Origin of the sequence: Pedobacter sp. MR22-3, from assembly GCF_026240075.1 — a bacterium.
In the GTDB taxonomy this organism is placed as follows: Bacteria; Bacteroidota; Bacteroidia; order Sphingobacteriales; family Sphingobacteriaceae; genus Pedobacter.
Genome location: NZ_JAPIVF010000001.1, coordinates 558,630 through 578,167, shown reverse-complemented (window position 1 = coordinate 578,167; position 19,538 = coordinate 558,630). Strand labels below are relative to the sequence as shown.

At 38.2% G+C, this 19,538-nt stretch carries 21 protein-coding genes; 9 read left to right on the top strand and 12 right to left on the bottom strand.

Features of this window, described 5'->3' with window-relative positions; translation table 11 throughout:
- The first annotated feature begins 168 nt into the window (after window positions 1–168).
- From OQ267_RS02600 to def, 4 genes are all read left to right on the top strand, one after another.
- Window positions 169–2,319, top strand: a complete 2,151-nt coding sequence (locus OQ267_RS02600; protein WP_265834772.1) for a S9 family peptidase — start codon at window positions 169–171, stop codon at window positions 2,317–2,319.
- A 90-nt stretch (window positions 2,320–2,409) separates the two neighbouring features.
- Window positions 2,410–2,862, top strand: coding sequence for a hypothetical protein (locus tag OQ267_RS02595; RefSeq protein WP_265834771.1), 453 nt, complete (start codon window positions 2,410–2,412; stop codon window positions 2,860–2,862).
- Window positions 2,863–2,887: 25 nt separating this feature from the next.
- Window positions 2,888–4,120 (top strand): M16 family metallopeptidase, encoded by a 1,233-nt coding sequence (locus OQ267_RS02590; RefSeq protein WP_265834770.1) that lies wholly within the window; start codon window positions 2,888–2,890, stop codon window positions 4,118–4,120.
- A 152-nt stretch (window positions 4,121–4,272) separates the two neighbouring features.
- A complete protein-coding gene (gene def, locus OQ267_RS02585) occupies window positions 4,273–4,833 on the top strand; it encodes a peptide deformylase (protein ID WP_265819403.1) in 561 nt (186 codons plus the stop codon).
- A gap of 179 nt (window positions 4,834–5,012) precedes the next feature.
- On the opposite strand, the gene OQ267_RS02580 is transcribed toward def, so the two are convergent.
- Genes OQ267_RS02580 through OQ267_RS02570 form a run of 3 tightly spaced genes read right to left on the bottom strand, consistent with a single transcriptional unit; the run spans window position 5,013 to window position 7,061 of the window.
- Window positions 5,013–5,651, bottom strand: a complete 639-nt coding sequence (locus OQ267_RS02580; protein WP_265834769.1) for a hypothetical protein — start codon at window positions 5,649–5,651, stop codon at window positions 5,013–5,015.
- Between the two features lie 52 nt (window positions 5,652–5,703).
- Window positions 5,704–5,949: a NifU family protein gene (locus OQ267_RS02575; protein WP_088301239.1), complete on the bottom strand. Its 246-nt coding sequence runs from the start codon at window positions 5,947–5,949 to the stop codon at window positions 5,704–5,706.
- 35 nt (window positions 5,950–5,984) lie between these two features.
- Window positions 5,985–7,061, bottom strand: coding sequence for an Mrp/NBP35 family ATP-binding protein (locus tag OQ267_RS02570; RefSeq protein WP_265819402.1), 1,077 nt, complete (start codon window positions 7,059–7,061; stop codon window positions 5,985–5,987).
- Between the two features lie 131 nt (window positions 7,062–7,192).
- On the opposite strand from OQ267_RS02570, the gene OQ267_RS02565 reads away from it, so the two are divergent.
- Genes OQ267_RS02565 through OQ267_RS02555 form a run of 3 tightly spaced genes read left to right on the top strand, consistent with a single transcriptional unit; the run spans window position 7,193 to window position 10,653 of the window.
- Entirely contained in the window at window positions 7,193–9,340 is a 2,148-nt protein-coding gene (locus OQ267_RS02565) for a transglycosylase domain-containing protein (RefSeq protein ID WP_265819401.1), read from the top strand.
- Between the two features lie 58 nt (window positions 9,341–9,398).
- Window positions 9,399–9,941 (top strand): hypoxanthine phosphoribosyltransferase, encoded by a 543-nt coding sequence (gene hpt, locus OQ267_RS02560; RefSeq protein ID WP_088301242.1) that lies wholly within the window; start codon window positions 9,399–9,401, stop codon window positions 9,939–9,941.
- 52 nt (window positions 9,942–9,993) lie between these two features.
- Complete coding sequence (locus OQ267_RS02555; RefSeq protein ID WP_265819399.1) at window positions 9,994–10,653, top strand: phosphatidylserine decarboxylase family protein; 660 nt, start codon at window positions 9,994–9,996, stop codon at window positions 10,651–10,653.
- Between the two features lie 82 nt (window positions 10,654–10,735).
- Here the strand turns inward: OQ267_RS02555 and OQ267_RS02550 are convergent, their stop codons facing one another.
- The 6 genes from OQ267_RS02550 to OQ267_RS02525 form a co-directional block, all read right to left on the bottom strand.
- Entirely contained in the window at window positions 10,736–11,914 is a 1,179-nt protein-coding gene (locus OQ267_RS02550; RefSeq protein WP_088301244.1) for a mechanosensitive ion channel family protein, read from the bottom strand.
- Between the two features lie 126 nt (window positions 11,915–12,040).
- Window positions 12,041–12,388: a 50S ribosomal protein L19 gene (rplS, locus tag OQ267_RS02545; RefSeq protein WP_010600018.1), complete on the bottom strand. Its 348-nt coding sequence runs from the start codon at window positions 12,386–12,388 to the stop codon at window positions 12,041–12,043.
- A gap of 137 nt (window positions 12,389–12,525) precedes the next feature.
- Window positions 12,526–13,200 (bottom strand): tRNA (guanosine(37)-N1)-methyltransferase TrmD, encoded by a 675-nt coding sequence (gene trmD / locus OQ267_RS02540; RefSeq protein ID WP_265834768.1) that lies wholly within the window; start codon window positions 13,198–13,200, stop codon window positions 12,526–12,528.
- A 47-nt stretch (window positions 13,201–13,247) separates the two neighbouring features.
- Entirely contained in the window at window positions 13,248–13,859 is a 612-nt protein-coding gene (locus OQ267_RS02535) for a hypothetical protein (protein ID WP_265834767.1), read from the bottom strand.
- A 44-nt stretch (window positions 13,860–13,903) separates the two neighbouring features.
- Entirely contained in the window at window positions 13,904–14,431 is a 528-nt protein-coding gene (gene rimM / locus OQ267_RS02530) for a ribosome maturation factor RimM (RefSeq protein ID WP_265834766.1), read from the bottom strand.
- A 128-nt stretch (window positions 14,432–14,559) separates the two neighbouring features.
- Complete coding sequence (locus OQ267_RS02525) at window positions 14,560–15,120, bottom strand: 30S ribosomal protein S16 (protein ID WP_088301248.1); 561 nt, start codon at window positions 15,118–15,120, stop codon at window positions 14,560–14,562.
- A gap of 144 nt (window positions 15,121–15,264) precedes the next feature.
- On the opposite strand from OQ267_RS02525, the gene OQ267_RS02520 reads away from it, so the two are divergent.
- Together OQ267_RS02520 and OQ267_RS02515 are read left to right on the top strand one after the other, a co-directional pair.
- Window positions 15,265–15,786, top strand: a complete 522-nt coding sequence (locus OQ267_RS02520; protein ID WP_265834765.1) for a 5' nucleotidase, NT5C type — start codon at window positions 15,265–15,267, stop codon at window positions 15,784–15,786.
- 80 nt (window positions 15,787–15,866) lie between these two features.
- Window positions 15,867–16,190 carry a heavy metal-binding domain-containing protein gene (locus tag OQ267_RS02515; RefSeq protein ID WP_265834764.1) on the top strand — a complete coding sequence of 108 codons (324 nt, stop codon included), beginning with the start codon at window positions 15,867–15,869 and terminating at the stop codon, window positions 16,188–16,190.
- Between the two features lie 84 nt (window positions 16,191–16,274).
- On the opposite strand, the gene pfkA is transcribed toward OQ267_RS02515, so the two are convergent.
- The 3 genes from pfkA to OQ267_RS02500 all read right to left on the bottom strand — a co-directional run bounded on the left by pfkA (window position 16,275) and on the right by OQ267_RS02500 (window position 19,537).
- Window positions 16,275–17,258, bottom strand: coding sequence for a 6-phosphofructokinase (gene pfkA / locus OQ267_RS02510; protein ID WP_088301250.1), 984 nt, complete (start codon window positions 17,256–17,258; stop codon window positions 16,275–16,277).
- Complete coding sequence (locus OQ267_RS02505) at window positions 17,255–18,943, bottom strand: protein-disulfide reductase DsbD family protein (RefSeq protein ID WP_265834763.1); 1,689 nt, start codon at window positions 18,941–18,943, stop codon at window positions 17,255–17,257. The genes pfkA and OQ267_RS02505 overlap by 4 nt, the downstream gene beginning before the upstream one ends.
- A 144-nt stretch (window positions 18,944–19,087) precedes the next feature.
- A complete protein-coding gene (locus tag OQ267_RS02500) occupies window positions 19,088–19,537 on the bottom strand; it encodes a protein-disulfide reductase DsbD N-terminal domain-containing protein (protein WP_265834762.1) in 450 nt (149 codons plus the stop codon).
- Window position 19,538: the final 1 nt, after the last annotated feature.

The window sequence follows — 19,538 nt, the reverse complement described above, 5'->3', positions numbered from 1 at the left end:
TCTAAATCAAGATAATTATCTATAGGCTTGATGGATTTTTACAAAAACGATAATTAGCTTGAAGTTGCGCTTTTGCGTTCGACGAACTACTGTACCGCCGAAGAACCAATGACCATTGAACTAATGAACAATTTCCTTAAATTGCAATCACCTAATCCTGAACCAAACATGAAACCTATTTTACCCGCCCTGATTTTGCTTAGTGCAATTTCAGCTTGTAATCACCCGCAAAAGAAAGAAATGGAACCTATAAAATGGCCTGATGTAAAGGCACCAGTGGCGGAAATCATTCCGCACAAAAGAATAATTCACGGCGATACCGTTGCAGATAATTATTACTGGATGATTGATTACTTTAAAAAAGGGCCGGATAGCACGAAAGTGGTCAATTATCTAAAAGCCGAAAATAAATACCTGGAAGAGATGATGAAGAGTACGGATGCTTTCCAGGCTGATTTGTTTAAGGAAATGAAAGCTAGGATTAAGGAAAAAGATGAGTCTGTTCCTGTTTTCAGGAATGGATATTTTTATTATTCCCGAACAGAAGATGGTAAGCAATACTTTAAATACTGCAGAAAAAAAGGCAGTTTAACCGCTCCTGAAGAAGTACTTTTAGATGTTGATGAAATGGCAAAAGGCCATGCTTATTTCAGTGCAACAGGTTTTAAAGTTAGTCCGGATAATAAATTGCTGGCATATGGCGTAGATCAGGTTTCCCGCAGGCAATATACCATTCAGGTTAAAAACCTCGAAACAGGCGAAATTTATAAAGATGCCATTACCAATACCGAAGGTCCGGGCGCCTGGGCAAATGACAATAAAACTTTGTTTTATACGGCTAAAAACCCGGTTACACTGTTAAGTGAAAAGATAAAAAAACACACCCTTGGCACCAGTGAAAAAGCCGATGTGGTGGTTTATGACGAGAAAGATAATACCAATTATATCGGTGTAGGTAAGTCTAAAAATGGTAAATACATTTTTGTAGCCTCGCAGGGTACCTTAACCTCAGAATATAAAATGATTGATGCGGATCATCCGGAAGCTGATTTCAAGGTTTTCGCTGCCCGATCTAAAGATGTTTTATATGATGTCATGCCTGTTGATGGAAAATTTTTGATCCTGACCAACTGGAAGGCAAAGAATTTCCGGCTGATGGAATGTCCGCTGGATAAAACGGAAAAAGAAAACTGGAAGGAAGTGATTCCACATCGTGCTGATGTATTACTCGAAAGTGCGGAGGAATTTAAAGATTATACCGTGCTATCTGAACGCAAAAACGGATTAACGGAATTGCGTGTGTTGAAGAAAAATGGTGACGATTATTACATCAAGTTTGACGAGCCGGCTTATGATGCTGGAGTAGGTGCAAACCCGGAATACAATAGTAAAACCTTGCGTTATTCTTACACCTCCCTAACTACACCAAGTTCAGTTTATGATTATGATTTGGAGAAAAAAGATCAGCGACTGATGAAACAGCAAGAGGTTGTAGGTGGTTACAATCCTAAAGATTATGTAACAGAACGAATTTTTGCAACCGCAAAAGATGGCACTAAAATTCCCGTTGCCTTAGTTTACAAAAAAGGTTTTGAGAAGAATGGTCAATCGCCATTATTGCTTTATGGTTATGGCTCATATGGCTCAAATTCTGATGTCTATTTTTCTTCCGTTCGCTTAAGCCTTTTAGATCGGGGTTTTGTTTTTGCAATTGCCAACATTCGCGGCGGGCAAGAAATGGGCCGCCAATGGTATGAGGATGGTAAACTGATGAAAAAGAAAAATACCTTTACTGACTTTATTGCTGCAGGTGAATATCTGATTGATCAAAAATACACTTCCAAAGGACATTTGTATGCCAATGGAGGAAGTGCTGGCGGCTTATTGATGGGAGCGGTTGTAAATATGGCACCAGATTTATGGAATGGTGTCATTGCGGATGTTCCTTTTGTAGATGTAGTTAACACGATGTTGGATGAAAGCATTCCATTAACCACGAATGAGTTTGATGAATGGGGAAATCCAAAGAAAAAAGATGCCTATGAATACATGAAAAGCTATTCTCCTTATGAAAATGTAGCGAAAAAGGCCTATCCAAATATGCTGGTGACTACGGGTTTGCACGACAGTCAGGTACAATATTTTGAACCTGCAAAATGGGTAGCCAAATTGCGGGCAATGAAAACAGATCAAAATGTGTTGTTCCTTAAAACCAATATGGAATTTGGACATGGTGGTGCATCTGGCCGTTTCGATTATTTAAAGGAAGAAGCATTGGGATATGCTTTCTTGTTTAAACTGGAAGGGATTAAGAAGTAATAACAATATAAAAGTTGAGTGAGTTGAAAATTAATGGTTCTTTAACTCGCTCAGCTTATCCTTTTCATGTATAATATAAAAAACTCCCTAATGAATGCTAAATTAAAACCACTTCAAATGATTCACCTGGCATTATGCTTTTTTGTCTTCCTATTTGCTATTGTAACTATTTTAATTAACAGAAATCAATTGTATTTTGATGCCAATCCGGCGAATACTGCACCTTTCAACCCCATATTTCCAATTGTAGGGTTAATTTCGCTCTCCGTGAGCATTATTGCATTTAAAAACTTACTTACAAAAATAGATCAGGCTGCCGCTGTTGATTCAAAAATAAATCAATATCAAACGGCTTTTATTGTGAGTTCAGCATTATTAGAAGGAGGTGCTCTTTTTAATCTTGTAGGCACGTTTGTATCACAAAATGCATTCTTTTTAATTTTTGCCGCAGTGAACCTAATTTTCCTTATTCGCAATCGGCCTACCAAAGATAAATTGATATCCGCTTTACAATTGCAATATCCGGATACGGAAATATTGTAGCAATTAGCCCTATCTTTGCCGGTCAATGGAATACAATGTTCACACTTTACCGAATGGCATTCGCTTGTTGCACGTGCCATCGGCTTCAGCCATCTCACATGCCTGTATCATCATCAACACGGGTTCACGTGATGAGGCTGAACATAAGGCCGGCCTGGCACATTTTATTGAGCATTTAATTTTTAAACGTACAGAAAAACGCAGTACCAACCAGATTTTAAACCGCCTGGAAAGCGTTGGAGCCGATTTAAATGCCTATACCACTAAAGAATACACTTGTGTACATGCTTCCTTTTTAAATCCCTATTTAGACCGGACGCTGGATCTTTTTAATGATATTATCTTTCATTCTACCTTCCCGGAAGAGGAAATGGATAAGGAGAAAAGCGTGATTCTGGATGAAATTGCATCTTACCTGGATCAACCTGAAGAAGCCATTAACGATGATTTTGAAGATATGCTTTTTGCCGGTCATCCGCTAGGTAATAATATACTGGGCACTACGGATTCTGTTCAAAATTTCACCAGGGAAGATGTGATTGCCTTCAGGAAGGCGAATTACCGCACCAATGAAATCGTTGTTGCAGTGATTGGAAATTATAGCTTAAACAATGTGGTTAAAAAAGGAATTAAGCACTTTGCGGATGTTGAAGAGAACACACCGGCAAAACATCGGGCAAAGCCAGTTCTTTTAAAGCCAGTAACGACTACGATTTACAAACCCATTATGCAGGCACATTGCATCGTAGGCACTCAAACTTATTCTACTTATCAGGACAGCAAGGTTGGCCTAATGCTCCTGAATAATTATTTTGGCGGTAATGGCATGAGTTCTGTCTTAAATTTGCAAATCAGGGAGAAATATGGAATTGCGTATACTATTGAATCAAATTTTTCACCCCTAAGCGATACCGGAATCTTTTCTATTTATTTCGGAACAGATAAAGAAAAACAGGAAAAAGCTTTGGCCCTGATTTTTAAGGAAATTAAAAAACTAAAAGAAAAGCCATTAAATGATCTTCAATTACAAAAAGCCAAAAACAAATTTATTGGTCAGATTGCTTTAGGAGAAGAGAACAGAATTGGATTAATCATTTCAATGGCCAAAAGCTTAATTGACCACGATAAAATTGATTCGCTTGAAACCGTTTTTGAAAAAATAAATACGGTAAATACAAGGCAGATTGCAGAAATCGTTGATGAGGTTTTAGACATAGAAAGGCTTAACATTTTTACTTTCTCGCCGATAGCGGAATAATTGTTATTTTTGTACCGTTAAGTTTTATTGGCCTGTCACCCTGAAACTCGTGGAAGGATAGGCAAACAAGCCGGTCTTCGACAGGCTCAGACTGACAAACCGTTGAAATTAATAGCCTCAGGCTTAATCGTCTGAATGAAATATATTACATCATGAAATTACCTATAGTTGCTTACGGGGATCCGATTTTAAAAAAGATCGCAACCGATATTGATCAAGATTATCCAGAACTGGAAAAGCTGATTAGTGATATGTTCGATACCATGTATTATGCAAATGGTGTTGGCCTTGCTGCGCCACAAATTGGTCTTCCAATCCGTTTGTTTATAGTAGATATCGGGGAGGATGAAGATGGAACACCTGGTTATAAAAAAGTATTTATAAACGCAAAAATCGTGGAAGAAACAGGCGAGCCCTGGATGTTCAATGAAGGCTGTTTAAGTATTCCGGATATTCGTGAAAATATCTCACGTAAACCCAATATCAAGATAAATTATCTGGATGAAAATTTTGTAGAACATACCGATGATGTGGATGGAATGCCAGCCCGTGTGATTCAGCATGAATATGATCATATTGAAGGCAAACTATTTACCGATAAAATAAGTGTGCTGCGTAAAACCATGCTGAAAAGCAAACTGGATGCCATTGCAAAAGGAAATATCAAAACAGATTACAAAATGAAGTTCCTGAATAAGAGCAAAAAAAGATAAATGTTATGGAGGGAAAATGGAAACGTTTTCCCTTTTTTTATTCATTCCGTCATTGCAAGGCACGGGGTAATCTCAATCGCAAAACAGATTGCTTCGTCAGCTGAAAAAGCCTCCTTGCCATGAAGATTTGTCGATTTTGAATGTCCAGGCCTACAGACTCCGAACTTAAGACTCAAGACTTAATTCCCACTTCGCTTCTTATCGCCGTCAAAAATCTGCTGCATTAATTTACCCCAGGCAAAAGGATTTAATAATGGGTTGGTTTGCACCATGTTTTTATTAACCATCCTGTCGAAGTTGTACCGGTAATTCTGACTGCCGATTTCCTGTCCGTCACGTGGTAAAGTCTGGATCAAACCATCTATCGATGAACGCGAAAGATTCTTTTTGGCTATCGCCATATCATCATCAGCCAGTTTCATCGATAGAAATTCCCGCGTAAATTCTTCTGTAGTTGCCCACGGAAAAACACGAACAGAAGGTAAATCAATTACGTTGGATTTTAACTTCACCATGATCGTATACTTACTGTCTGGTGTACCCTCCGGAATTATAGTAGAGAATTTTTTATAGCCAATGGCTGTGAATAAAATAGTGTCGCCAGGATTCACAACAAAACTAAAATAACCACGGTAATCTGCGGCAACCCGCTTGCTTTTGGCGGAGAGATCGGTAATGGTTACGTATGGGATTACATTTGAACTATCGATATCGGTAATAATTCCTGAAAATTGGATAAGTTTTTCCCCGGCCGGCTTCTGTTGCGCAAAAGTAGCAAAGGAAAAAAACAAGCAAATCAGGGTAACACAATATCTCATTGAGACAAAAGTAATTTTAATAATAAAACTTCCTTGTTAAATATTGTTAAAGCTATTCCTGCTCTGCCATGTTTACAGCAACGACTGAAGTGATTTGCGGTACAGCTTTCATTATAGCCTGTTCAATACCCGATTTCATGGTCATGAAACTCATTGGACAAGAGCCACAGTTGCCCAATAACTTAAGCTTTACTGTACCATCAGCTGTAATTTCTTCAACAGAAACATCACCTCCATCAGCCTTTAAATATGGCCTGATAGTTTCCAATGCCTGTTCTACTTGTTCTGTTAAATTCATTATTGGTTATTTAAAGATATAAAAATAGTAATTTTTTAGCAATTCGCCATTTGCGCATTATTGATGGATATCTGCTGTGCAATTTTACTGGCAATGTTTCCAAATATAACATCCAGCAAAGGATTTTGGTTTAAAGCAACCGGCTTACCATGGTCTCCGGCTTCTGAAATGCTTTGAATAATCGGAATTTCACCTAAAAATGGCACATCAAATCTTTCTGCTAGTTTTGTTCCGCCTCCCTTACCAAAAATGTAATATTTATTTTCCGGCAATTCTTCCGGCGTAAAATAAGACATGTTTTCTACAACCCCTAAAATGGGAATATTGATCCCGGGCATCTGGAACATGGCCAGCCCTTTATGCGTATCAGCCAGTGCAACCTGCTGCGGTGTAGTAACCACAACAGCACCTGATATAGGAAAACTCTGTGTAATGGTGATGTGGATATCTCCGGTACCAGGAGGAAGATCTACAATTAAATAATCCAGTTCGCCCCAATTGGTATCATTAAAAAGTTGCTTTACCGCATTTGAAGCCATTGGTCCGCGCCAGGGCACCGGCTGACCAGGATCTGCAAAAAAACCAAGAGATAAAATCTTGATGCCATATTTCTCAACAGGGATAATTTTTGTTTTTCCATCCGCCGTTTCTTCAGCACCTGGTTTTGCATCAACCAAATCAAACATCGTAGGCACTGACGGGCCATAAATATCGGCATCGATTAAACCTACCTTTGCACCATCCCTGGCAAGCACTACAGCCAGGTTACTGGATACCGTCGATTTACCTACACCTCCTTTGCCGGATGAAACCAAAATAATGTTTTTGATGTTATCCAATGAGGATGAATTTACAGGCTGTGTTACCCTTGAAGTAACATTAATGCTGATTTCAGCAGTTGCTGACACAAAATGTTTAATCGCGTTAGTACAGGCATTTTTGAGCATCTCTTTCATCGGGCAGGCCGGTGTGGTGAGCTCCAGGGTAAAGCTTATATGTTGATCAGTAATTTTTAAATCCTTAATCATGTTTAGGGTGACCAAATCTTTTTTCAGATCAGGATCCTCTACATTCTTAAGGGCATCTAAAACTTGTTGCGGGCTAATTTGCATGGTATTAATTTAAATTCAAAATTAACAAAACATCGCTACAAATACTTTTATTTAGGCTTTTAAACTGTAATTTTAACACGAAATAAACATTTAATTGTTACGTTTAAGCAATTAACCATTTTAACGACTATATGCGAATACCAAAAATCAAGATCCCTAAAAAATATTTAAAAATCGGAGCCTGGGTTTTAGGTGTTTTTTTAATTGTTTGCATGGCTTTAGGTGCCGTTGCCTATAGCAAAAGGGAAGCGCTGTTAAAGAAAATGATGGCTAAAGCTATTGCCAAAGCTGACCGGGATTATGGACTGGAAGTTAAAATCGGCTCTGCCGGATTTACAGGTTTGAGTACCGTAAAAATGACAGCAATTTCTATTGTACCTAAGGAGCGGGATACGCTTTCCAACATCGGCGAATTAAGCGTTGGGGTAAAGCTTCTTCCTTTAATATTTGGTAATGTCAAACTATCAGAAGTAAAAATGAGTAATGGATTTGTCAGTGTAGTGCTGAAGGATTCCACCACCAATATCGATTTTATTTTAAAGCGTAAAAAAAAGGACAGTACAGAAAATAAAGGCAAATCCAACCTGTCAGAAATTGCCAATAATATCCTTAACCAGGTTTTATACAAAATTCCTGATGATATGGATGTAAAAAACATGGTTTTTAAGTTTAACGATCATGATACAGCTAAACTAAGTTTTGCTACGGTTGCTGTAATTGATGGTGGTGATTTAAAATCGACCATTAACGTTAACCAAGGAGAATCTACCTGGCATATTGATGGTTATGTAAATCCGGGCAGCAAAGAGTTAAGCTTCACCGCTTATGCTGACGGGAAGAAGCTGGAATTGCCTTATCTGAATAATAAGCTTCATGCCAAGTTGAGTTTCGACACCCTTCAAACGGAGCTAAAAAACGCAAAATACAGTGGTAATGATTATAAAATTTCCGGTTCATGGTCAGTTAAAAATATGCTGATTAACCAGCCAAGAATCGCCTCCAATGATATTATTGTTCAAAGCGCAAAATTAGACGCTGATATTTTAGTAGGTCCGAATTACATTGCATTAGATAGCAGCTCTACGGCTTATTTAAAAAATGCTGAAATCCATCCCTTTATCAAATATACTTTAGGGAAAAACAAAATCTACGAACTCAAACTTAACGCTCCTGAACAGGATGCACAAGCGGTTCTGAACGCCTTTCCTCAAGGTTTATTTGAATCTCTGGAAGGCTTAAAGGTACAGGGCAAGGTAAAATACAATCTTAATTTTTATCTGGACACCAAAATCCCGGATAGTGTTCGCTTTAATTCAACATTAACACCTGTTGATTTTAAAATTACAAAATGGGGGAAAACAGACCTGCAAAAAATTAACAGCCCTTTTGTTTATACACCTTATGAATATGGCAAACCCATGCGTGATATTACCATCGGCCCGGCTAACCACAACTTTACACCATTAAATCAGATTTCAAAAAACTTTATCAATGCCGTGTTAACAGCAGAGGATCCATCCTTTTTTACGCACAATGGTTTTGTAGAAGAATCCATCCGGAAATCAATTGCCGTAAATTATAAGGAAAAGAAATTTAAAAGAGGGGGAAGCACCATCAGCATGCAGCTGGTTAAAAATGTTTACCTCAGTCGCCAGAAAACACTTGCAAGGAAAGCTGAAGAAATTCTCATTGTATGGCTTATCGAACATAATCACCTGGTAAGTAAAAACAGAATGCTGGAGGTTTATTTCAACATCATGGAACTGGGAAAAAACATTTACGGCATTGGAGAAGCATCAAGGTATTATTTTGGTAAGCAACCAGCCGATTTAACGATTGGTGACGGGTTATTTTTGGCCAGCATTGTTCCGAAACCAAAAGCAGCCATGTACAAGTTTATGGCAGGTGGCGGTCTGAAACCTTATATGTTCAACTATTTTAGGTTTATGGGAAACATTATGGCCAGGCGGGGTTTAACACCCGCTGACACTTCTGGTTATGGATTTTACAATGTTCGTTTAAGAGAGGGTTTACGCCAGTACCTGGCACCAGATACTTCAGCTGTGGATACTTCAGCATTTGATGGCGACGATGATGAGGGAATGCCGCCAGTGATCATGCAGGATAACAATAAAAACCTTTTCGATCGTATTTTTGGAGGGCGTAAGAATGATACCACAACCGTTAAACCTGCAGATACCACCAAAACCAGAAAACAGTTGAGACAGGAACGCCGAGAGCAGCGCAGGCTGCAGAAAGAGCTGGAGAAAGGATTGTAAATCAACTGACAATTCACAATTCAACTCAACTTTAATACATTAAACATCACCAAAAAGCATGCACAAAATACAGGTAGAGGATAAAGAATTCGAAATCTTTTTAGAAAATGAGACCATTAATAAAAGGATTCGTTTAATGGGCATTCAAATGAATGTCGATTATGAAAAAAAGTGTCCGTTGTTTATTGGTGTATTAAATGGAAGTTTTTTATTCCTGGCAGATCTCATCAAGGAAGTTGACATCCCCTGTGAGGTAGCATTTATGCGTGTGGCATCTTATGAAGGTACCTCAAGTTCCGGTCAGGTAAAAGAATTAATCGGCCTACCAGAAAATATAGAAGGCAGGGATATAATTGTCGTAGAGGATATTGTGGATACAGGCTTAACACTCACATATATTTTAAAAACCATAAAAGAGAAAAATCCGGCATCAGTAAAAGTAGCCTCACTTTTACTTAAACCTTCCGCTTTAAAGTACGAAATGGAAGATTTAGCCTACATTGGTTTTGAAATTCCAAATGAATTCGTGGTAGGTTACGGATTAGATTATAATGGATTGGGAAGAAACCTGATCGATATTTACAGGGCTACCGGGGCATAATTTTTAATTGGATTAATTTATTTTTCGCACCTTTGCGCAATATTTTAAGATTATGACCATACATAAGGAAGGCTATACCACTATTGCCCTGACCATTTTACTGATTTTTGTGATCAACGCTGTTGTTGATTATAAATACTACGACATCACCTGGTTGCGTTGGTTCATTTATATTTTCTCCGCTGCCTTATTTCTGATTGTCCTGCAGTTTTTCCGCAATCCCAGCCGCAGTTTTTCCAATGGTGAAAACCTGGTGATCTGCCCTGCCGATGGGAAAGTAGTGGTAATAGAGGAAACTGAAGAAGGCGAATACTTTAAGGATAAACGTTTACAGGTTTCCATTTTTATGTCGCCGGTAAACGTACACATTAACCGGAACCCGATTTCGGGTGTGGTGAAATTTTTTAAATACCACCCGGGGAAATATTTAGCCGCCTGGAACCCTAAATCATCAACGGAAAACGAACGCACCACTACAGTGGTGGAACACAAAAATGGTACACCGGTTTTATTTCGTCAGATTGCAGGGGCGCTGGCCCGTAGAATTGTATGGTATGTAAAAGAGGGTGATCAGGTGGTACAGACTGAACAATTTGGATTTATTAAATTTGGATCAAGAGTGGATGTTTTCTTACCTGTTGGAACCAAAGTGAATGTTGAACTTAACCAGGTGGTAAAAGGCGGTATCACTACGCTGGCTACTTTAAGTTAATTAAATAATACATTTCTATAAAAACCCTGGCTGGCTTAATGCCACACCGGGGTTTTCTTTTATTCAGGCAGCGGAATTAATCTTAATCTGTAGTATCATTACCCACTTCCTTTTCTGCGCTGGCAACCGGCACAATGTGGTCGCTGATTAAACGTTGGGTTGGATAAGCAAAATCTGACTGATTGCGCATCACAATGTCCATAATTTCAAGGTTAATTTCCTGGCGGATATCTAGAAAGGCATCATTATTCAGTATGGTAACAAAGTAGTTAATTTCTACAATTAAACCAGAATCACCAAAGCTTTTAAAAGAGGCTGTTCCATCTCCGCTTGTTCCTTCATGTCCATTAATGTAAGATTCAATTTCAGTTACAATCCGCCTGACAGATTCCGCCTTTGTTTCATAAGTTAAACCAATAGTAAAGGCTACTTTTCTGGAGTTTCTGAGTGAAAGGTTTTCTAAAACACCATCAATCATACCACGATTAGGTATTGTAGCCATTGTCCGTTCTGAAGTACGTATCCTGGTGCTCCTGAAGCCTACTTTTTCTACCGTTCCTTCCACGCCGTCTACTTTCACCAAATCACCAACCACAAAAGGTTTATCCAGAAAAATAGTAAATGATCCGATCAGGTTTTCCAGACTTTCTTTTGCGGCTAATGCGATAGCTATACCACCAATGCCTAAACCGGTAATCAGCGTGAGTACGTTTACTTCAAAAACAAAGCCTAAGAGGGTAAAGAAGCCTATAAAGATCACAAGTGTCTTTAACAATTCCTTAAGAAAGGGCACTAACTGGTCATCCGATTTATTATTGGTAAGTGATGCTTTGTATAACAGCACATGGCTAATAAAATCGATAATTCTCAAAATAATCCAGAATATGGAGAGAATAATCAGAAAAAGAAAAATCCGGTCAATACAATCTCCTAAACTTACCGGCACAGCTATTTTCATTTTTCCAACAAGCTTACGGTAATGAAATATAGCCACTTCAAGGGGATGCCTTAATTGATTGATCGCCAGGTAAAGTGTGGTCAGTTGAATGAGTAAGGAGATGGGCTTAATTAATAAAGCCACAAAAGCATCATCGTGTGATTGCTGCGAAAAGTTTCTAAACAACTTAAATAAAAGCTTGCTTAACAGCTTTGAAATAATTCTTTTTAAGATAATCCCTAAAAATAATATTGCACCAAACAGGCAATAAGCCATTACCGTATTGCCCCAAAATACCTGATCGAAAAAGGCTGCATCTAACATATCCACAAATTTAATCCTTATGATGGTTATTCACCTTTATTGATGTTAACCTGATGGTTAAAATATCCTAAACAAAAAAACCTCCACGAAATGAATCGTGGAGGCTATATCTTATAATAAAGAATATTATTTTCTCAAAGATTTGATACGAGCAGCTTTACCAGTTAAAGCACGTAAGTAGAATAATTTCGCTCTACGAACTTTGCCATAGCTATTCACTTCAACTTTCTCAATGTTTGGAGAGTTAAAAGGGAAAATACGCTCAACACCAACACCGTTGCTGATTTTACGAACGGTGAAAGTTTCGTTAGCACCCGCACTGTTACGTTGGATTACAACACCTTGGTAAATTTGAACACGTTCTTTATTACCTTCGCGAATTTTATAGTGTACGCTCACTGTATCGCCAGACTTGAACGCAGGAAAATCTTTTTTCGCGATGGCCTGCTCTTCAACAAATTTTACTAAATCCATGATTTTAAGCTATTAAATCGATATTTCAACCCGTGAAATTCGGATTGCAATATTAGGGATTTTTTTTCAATTAAAAAAACTAATTTTATTTTTTCCACAATCTTTTAGAATTCCACATTAATCCTGTGTAAACTCTTCTATTCCAAAAGGTCAGGCCGGCGCTGCCTAGTTCGTTCCAGCGCCTGTTCATGCCGCCATTCGTTCACTTTTGCCTCATGTCCGCTTAACAAAACATCAGGTACTTTATGGCCTCGCCAGTCTGCCGGGCGGGTATAAACAGGTGCATCTAAAAGCTCACCCTGAAAACTATCAGAAAGGGCAGAGGTTTCATCGTTCAAAACACCCGGTATTAAGCGCACTATAGCATCAACAACTATTGCGGCAGGCAATTCCCCGCCACTCAAAACATAATCGCCTACAGAGATCTCGCGGGTAACAAATACATCACGGATTCTTTGATCAATTCCTTTGTAGTGACCGCATAAAATAATGATATTTTTCTTTATAGAAAGTTCATTTGCGGTGCTCTGATTTAAAGTGACACCATCCGGACTCATAAAAATGACCTCATCATATTCGCGTTCAGCCTGAAGCTTTTCAATACAGGCCGCAAAAGGCTCAATACTCATCACCATTCCGCTGCCGCCGCCATATTGATAATCATCTACGCTTTTCTGTTTACTTGTAGAATAGTCGCGCAGGTTATGCACAACAATTTCGGCTATGCCCTTTTTTTGTGCCCGCTGTAAAATGGAATGGGCAAAAGGACTTTCTAATAATGCCGGAAGAACAGTTATAATATCGAAACGCATGGTGCAAATATAAAGTTTTGAATCGGGAGTTTTGAAACTGCGGCAGACTAAACCGTCCACTGATCGTGAATCACCGCAACAATATAATAAGTGCTTCCTTGCTTTTTAAATACAAAACGCAGGCTTTTCCAGTCTAGCCCTTTGTACTTTTCGTCAGTACCTTTAAAGTAATATTCTGTAAAGTGAAGCTGCGGGTAACTTTCTTTTAAATTATTGATGGTATTGCCCTGGCCGATAATGGTGTCATAGCTTTTCTTATCCGCATTTAAATAATCTGCATCATAAATAAAGTGCTCTAAATAAGGCTTAACCTTCATTTTAATGGCTTCGCCGCTACCATCAAAGTGGCCCCAGGTAAGTGTCCAGTTTTTATCAATGGCTTCTAAAAAATCTTTTGCCAATACATGTTTATGTGTTTGATCGATAAAGCCATATGGTGAAAATCTGACTCCATCAACCGGATGAAAATGGGAGGCAAATGCTGTATAATCTTTATTTTTTAAGGCCTTTAAAGCGCTTAAAGCTACCGCTTCAATCGTGTCTCTCTGGGTCTTTACAGGTCTTGTTTTTGCTACCTTGTTATGGTCTTCAGGCTGCTTATTCTGGCTGCAACTTACCAATAGCCACGCCGCAGCAACAATAATAAATAAACGCTTCATAATGGCTAAACGATAAAGAAAACAAAAACTGATAAGCCTGAGCTTTATGTTGCCAGGTAAACATCCAGCAGGCCTTCGGGTAGATCTAAATTTAAGATTTTTTCTTCATCATCAATCTCTATGATAAAATCTTCATTTAAGGGAAAAAGAATCTCAGTTTCCTGATACATCACCGTTGCCACGAATTGCTGTGGATATTCATTTACTTCTAAAATTTCGCCAAGTTTGCCTATTGTTTTATCAATGGCCATGAAACCTCTTAAATCTGTATAGAAAAACTCACTTTCGTCACGCTCGGGCTTTTGGCTTAAGGGCAGATATAATTTTTTCTTCAACAAAGGTTGTGCCTTATCAATATGATCAACATCATCAAAATTAAAATAACCCGTTTTATTTGCTTGTAATTTCGACTCCGCTACAAAGTAAGGGACAAGCTTTCCATTCATGTCTGCAAAAACAACATCAAATTCAAGCTGCTCGTATTCATCAAACTCAAAGAATACTTGTACCTCTCCTTTTAAACCCCTGGTTTTCGTAACGTAACCTACATAAAATGCTTCTTCGTGTTTCATTCCTTAAACTCATTGTATTATCGTCATTGCTTCGTACTTCGCAATAATGATATTGAATAAAAAATAGCTTATATAAAAATAGCGTTCCGAAATTCGGAACGCTATTTTTTGAAACAAAATAATTAAAATTATTCTGCTCCTTCTTCTTTAGTAGCTTCTGCTGCAGGAGCTTCTTCAGTTGCTTCAGCTTCAACAGCTGGTGCTTCTTCTTCAACAACCTCTTCTGCAACTGGTGCATTTTTAGCTGCAATTGCTGCTGCTCTGTCTTCTTTTTTCTTAGCTTCTGCTGCTAATGCCGCTTTACGCACATCTGCTTTAGAAGTAGCTAAACCTTCAGTTTTACCAGAGATTTTGCCAGCTTTAGCATCAACCCAGGCAGCAAATTTCTCGTCTGCTTGTTCTTGTGTTAAAGCACCTTTTTTAACACCACCTTCTAAGTGTTTTTTGTATAAAACACCTTTGTAAGATAGGATAGCACGAGCTGTATCAGTTGGTTGTGCACCACTGTTTACCCAAGCTAAAGTTTTTTCGAAGTTAATTTCGATAGTAGCAGGATTGGTGTTTGGGTTATAAGAACCTAAACGCTCAATGAATTTACCATCACGTGGAGAGCGGGAATCTGCTACCACAACGTGGAAAAAAGGCTTTCCTTTTTTACCGAATCTTTGCAATCTGATTTTAGTTGCCATTTCTTTTCGTATTTATGTATTCAACATAGTTCCCGGAGCTACATACTGCGGGGCTGCAAAGATAACTAAAATACTGTAAATTAAAAACATAGTTTAATATCTTTATTTTCAGGAGATTTGGCTCAAAATATTTGCACATCCCATATGAAAAAAATTGCGATTGACATGGATGAAGTAATTGCTGACGCTGTTGGCAAATTCATTAAACTATATAACCGGGATTATAATGTTCCGCTGGATTTGAAAATCGATGCCGGAAACGAAATTTTCCATCATGTTCCTCAAGAGGTAAATCAAAAATGGTTTGAATATATTAATGAGCCTGGTTTTTTTCGTGATTTAGAAGTAATTGCAGATAGCCAGCGTGTAATTAAAGCATTGCAGGAAAAATACGATGTTTATATTGTTTCCGCAGCCATGGAATTTAGAAATTCTCTAGTGGATAAGTATGACTGGCTGGCTGAACATTTTCCATTTATTGACTGGCAACACATCATGTTCTGCGGAAATAAAATCGTAAATACAGATATCATCATTGATGACCGAACCAAGAACTTCATCAATTTCCCTGGCCGTCCTTTATTGTTTACTTCTCCGCATAATTTACTGGTTACGGAATATGAACGTGTAAACACCTGGGAAGAAGTAGCAGACTTACTTCTTTAATTATTGCTAAAATATAACTGATTTAAAAATACATGTAACATTTTAATGGTAAAATATTCTAATATAGAAAAAATCAAGCTATGTTAGTAACCACAACGCCTACAGTGGAGGGCAGAAGAATTATTAAATATATCGGCCTGGTTACAGGTGAAACCATTATCGGCGCAAATATTTTCAAGGATTTATTTGCAGGTATTACAGATATTGTTGGAGGACGATCAAGTTCATATGAACGGGTTTTGCGTGAAGGAAAAGATACCGCAGTGTATGAGATGCAACAATATGCTGCTGCTTTAGGTGCAAATGCGATTGTTGGTGTCGATTTAGACTATGAAACGGTGGGCAGCGGCGGAAGTATGCTAATGGTAAGCGCCAATGGTACAGCCGTTATTTTAGAAGATTAAGAGATTGCTTATAGCGAAACTAAGCAAAAACAGAAAGTCTTTCCGGTGCGGGAAAGACTTTTCTTTTATGGTATATGAGGCAAACTAGAAAGATAAAATATCAATTAGCTTTAGCCACTTCGAACTTACTTTTTCTGCATCAATATGCTTAATGGCATGATCAAAAGGTGTAAACACAATCTCCCTGTTCATTTGTCCAACCATTACACTTCTTTCACCATTTATTAAACCTTCCACTGCGGCCACGCCTAACTGGCTTGCCAATACACGATCCATACAGGTTGGTTTTCCGCCACGTTGAATATGCCCTAAAACAGAAACTTTCGTATCGTAATGAGGGTATTTGGCCTGCAGAATTTCGCCCACTTTAAATGCACCGCCATTATCATCACCTTCGGCAACAATAATAATTTTAGAAGCCTTATCTTTTCGGCTATGTTCTAATTTATGTAAAATATCATCAGCATTCATATTGGCTTCTGGGATCATGATGGCCTCGGCACCTACGCCAATACCACTCCTCAAGGCAATTAATCCCGAATCGCGTCCCATTACCTCCACAATAAAAAGTCTGTCGTGAGATTCTGCAGTATCTCTGATCCGGTCAACCGCATCAATTACGGTGTTAATGGCAGAATCATAACCAATCGTGAAATCAGTTCCGGCTAAATCGTTATCAATTGTTCCGGGCAGGCCAACAATAGGAAAATCAAACTCTTTAGCAAAGACATTTGCCCCTGTAAATGTTCCATCTCCACCAATCACAACCAAAGCATCAATTTCTTTTTCTTTCAGGTGCTGATAAGCTTTTTTTCTTCCTTCTACTGTCCTGAAAGCTTCACTGCGTGCTGTTTTTAGCATTGTTCCGCCACGTTGAATGATATTGGCCACAGATTTTCTATCCATTGGAATACAATCATTGTTGATCAATCCCTCGTATCCACGGATAAACCCTGTTACTTCAATATCATAATAAATGGAGGCCCTGATTACAGCCCGGATTGCGGCATTCATGCCTGGCGAATCTCCGCCAGAGGTTAAAACACCAATGTTCTTTATCTTACTCATTTGTTTTTGTTCTGGAAAGCTGCCTTTCCGCTGTCTAAAAATTTAATGTAATTTTCAGGTTCATAATCAGCTCCCTGTGGTGGAACAAGAACATGTCCATCGCCATCAACAATCACATACTGTGGCTGAGAATTGCTGTTAAATGTTGCTGCCTGAAAATCACTCCATTTTTTACCTATCGTATTTATCTTTTTTTTGCTGAATGTTGAAACATAATGTTCCGAAACAGGCAGTTCCGTTTTATCATCAACTACCAATTCAGCCATTACAAAATCGTTCTTAAGTCTTTTGGCAACTTCGGCATTTGACCAGACATTATTTTCCATTTTCCGGCAATTTACACAATTCCAACCCGTAAAATCTATTAAAACTGGTTTGCCAAGTTCTTTAGATGCCTGTTTAGCTTGTTCAAAATCATAATAAGGATCAAACCCTTTAGGCGTTAAACGATGAAAGAGTTCTGCATACTTTTTCTCTTTGATTGATGTTTTAGTCTCTGTAATGGGTTGTGCGGCTGTTAAATTATTCAAATCGAAATCCTGCGTTGCGGTAGGTGGTAAAAAAGCACTAATGGATTTTAATGGTGCACCCCACATTCCCGGAACCAAATAAACGACCCAGGCAAAGACTAATATGGCCAAAAACGTTCTTGGAACGGATAAATAAGGCAGATCACTATCGTGCGAAAATTTAATTTTACCCAATAAATAAATCCCCATCAAGGTAAAGATGGCAATCCATATGGCCAAGAAAACCTCTCTATCTAACAAATTCCAATGGTAAGCCAGATCTACATTTGATAAAAATTTAAAAGCAAAAGCCAGTTCAATAAATCCCAAAACTACTTTTACACTGTTCAACCATCCGCCAGATTTTGGCAATGATTTCAATAATGAAGGGAACAAGGCAAATAATGCAAATGGAATGGCTAAAGCAAATGAAAACCCAAACATACCAACCGCCGGGCCTAATCTATCACCTTTTGATGCGGCATCTACTAATAAGGTACCAATTAATGGTCCGGTACAGGAGAATGAAACCAGGGCTAAACTAAAGGCCATAAAAAATATACCCATTAGGCCGCCTTTATCAGATTTTGCATCAATTTTATTAACAAATGCACTTGGCAAAGTAATTTCAAATGCGCCTAAAAAGGATGCCCCAAAAACAACCAGCATTAAAAAGAAAAAGGCATTAAAAATTCCGTTAGTAGAGAGTGCATTGAGCGCATCAGAACCAAAGGCAATAGTTACCAGCATGCCTAGGGCAACATAAATAACAATAATTGATAAGCCATAAATTATGGCCTGACCGACAGCCTTGCTTTTACTACCTGCCTTTTTAGTAAAAAAACTTACTGTTAAGGGTAGCATTGGGAAGATACATGGCATTAAGATCGCTGCAAATCCAAATAACAATCCTTTGATGAAAGTTTGCCAGAGCGTTAGTTTCTCTTCATCTCCAGCTTTTTTAACTGCAACAGTAGATTTAACAGTATCCTTTTTAACCGAATCTTTTACAATTTTATTAACAGCACTATCCTGTGCCGAGCCTACCTCGGTAAATACCATATCATCTGGTGGTGCCACAGTCGTTGTATCTTGATTAACGCTGGCATAAACCTTAACAGCAGGCAATGTCATAAACATTGTAGCTGTTAAAAACAATATAAAAAACTTTTTCATTTGTGTGTTTGTGTGTTTAGGCCGTGAAATTAAGCATAATTTTTATAAATGATAAGCCGGGAAGTGGTGATGACAGATAGATTTTACTTTAAAACGAAACAGTCCCGATTTTGTCGGGACTGTTTCTAAGTTTCTTCTAATCAATTATTTAACCGGAATACTAAATTCAATCTCTTCCGGAGGAAGGCATTGCTTATCGTTACAAACCATAAATTCTAATTTACCTTTAACTGTTGTGGCAGCTTTATTTAGTTTAATCTTTTGTTGAAAAATCACCGATTTTTCAAAATAGCTCACATTCATTTTAAAAGTATCTTCATATTTCACAATGGCTTTCGGCTCAACCGGTTTTCCGACTAATGAAAAATCTTTAGAAGGAGAAAAAGTAAATGTTGTTTTTACGGGGCCGCCATCCTTCACATTCTGCGAATAAATATGCCACCTGTCTTCTATCGTTGCCTTTAAATATAGAACGGCCTCTGTTTTACTGATTTTTTTTGCGGCATAAGACCAGGTTACCGGTTTTTCAATTTGAGCAAAGGCTCCTGCAATGGTAAATAATACCAGAGATAATACAAGTGTGATTTTTTTCATT

Coding starts and splice junctions, on each gene's coding strand:
- hpt (WP_088301242.1), top strand. CDS start 9,399: ATGCACAAAATACAGGTAGAGGATAAAGAATTCGAAATCTTTTTAGAA.
- OQ267_RS02600 (WP_265834772.1), top strand. CDS start 169: ATGAAACCTATTTTACCCGCCCTGATTTTGCTTAGTGCAATTTCAGCT.
- OQ267_RS02535 (WP_265834767.1), bottom strand. CDS start 13,859: ATGAAGCGTTTATTTATTATTGTTGCTGCGGCGTGGCTATTGGTAAGT.
- def (WP_265819403.1), top strand. CDS start 4,273: ATGAAATTACCTATAGTTGCTTACGGGGATCCGATTTTAAAAAAGATC.
- OQ267_RS02520 (WP_265834765.1), top strand. CDS start 15,265: ATGAAAAAAATTGCGATTGACATGGATGAAGTAATTGCTGACGCTGTT.
- OQ267_RS02575 (WP_088301239.1), bottom strand. CDS start 5,949: ATGAATTTAACAGAACAAGTAGAACAGGCATTGGAAACTATCAGGCCA.
- OQ267_RS02525 (WP_088301248.1), bottom strand. CDS start 15,120: ATGGCAACTAAAATCAGATTGCAAAGATTCGGTAAAAAAGGAAAGCCT.
- OQ267_RS02555 (WP_265819399.1), top strand. CDS start 9,994: ATGACCATACATAAGGAAGGCTATACCACTATTGCCCTGACCATTTTA.
- pfkA (WP_088301250.1), bottom strand. CDS start 17,258: ATGAGTAAGATAAAGAACATTGGTGTTTTAACCTCTGGCGGAGATTCG.
- OQ267_RS02505 (WP_265834763.1), bottom strand. CDS start 18,943: ATGAAAAAGTTTTTTATATTGTTTTTAACAGCTACAATGTTTATGACA.
- OQ267_RS02580 (WP_265834769.1), bottom strand. CDS start 5,651: ATGAGATATTGTGTTACCCTGATTTGCTTGTTTTTTTCCTTTGCTACT.
- rimM (WP_265834766.1), bottom strand. CDS start 14,431: ATGAAACACGAAGAAGCATTTTATGTAGGTTACGTTACGAAAACCAGG.
- rplS (WP_010600018.1), bottom strand. CDS start 12,388: ATGGATTTAGTAAAATTTGTTGAAGAGCAGGCCATCGCGAAAAAAGAT.
- OQ267_RS02500 (WP_265834762.1), bottom strand. CDS start 19,537: ATGAAAAAAATCACACTTGTATTATCTCTGGTATTATTTACCATTGCA.
- OQ267_RS02515 (WP_265834764.1), top strand. CDS start 15,867: ATGTTAGTAACCACAACGCCTACAGTGGAGGGCAGAAGAATTATTAAA.
- OQ267_RS02570 (WP_265819402.1), bottom strand. CDS start 7,061: ATGCAAATTAGCCCGCAACAAGTTTTAGATGCCCTTAAGAATGTAGAG.
- OQ267_RS02565 (WP_265819401.1), top strand. CDS start 7,193: ATGCGAATACCAAAAATCAAGATCCCTAAAAAATATTTAAAAATCGGA.
- trmD (WP_265834768.1), bottom strand. CDS start 13,200: ATGCGTTTCGATATTATAACTGTTCTTCCGGCATTATTAGAAAGTCCT.
- OQ267_RS02550 (WP_088301244.1), bottom strand. CDS start 11,914: ATGTTAGATGCAGCCTTTTTCGATCAGGTATTTTGGGGCAATACGGTA.
- OQ267_RS02590 (WP_265834770.1), top strand. CDS start 2,888: ATGGAATACAATGTTCACACTTTACCGAATGGCATTCGCTTGTTGCAC.
- OQ267_RS02595 (WP_265834771.1), top strand. CDS start 2,410: ATGAATGCTAAATTAAAACCACTTCAAATGATTCACCTGGCATTATGC.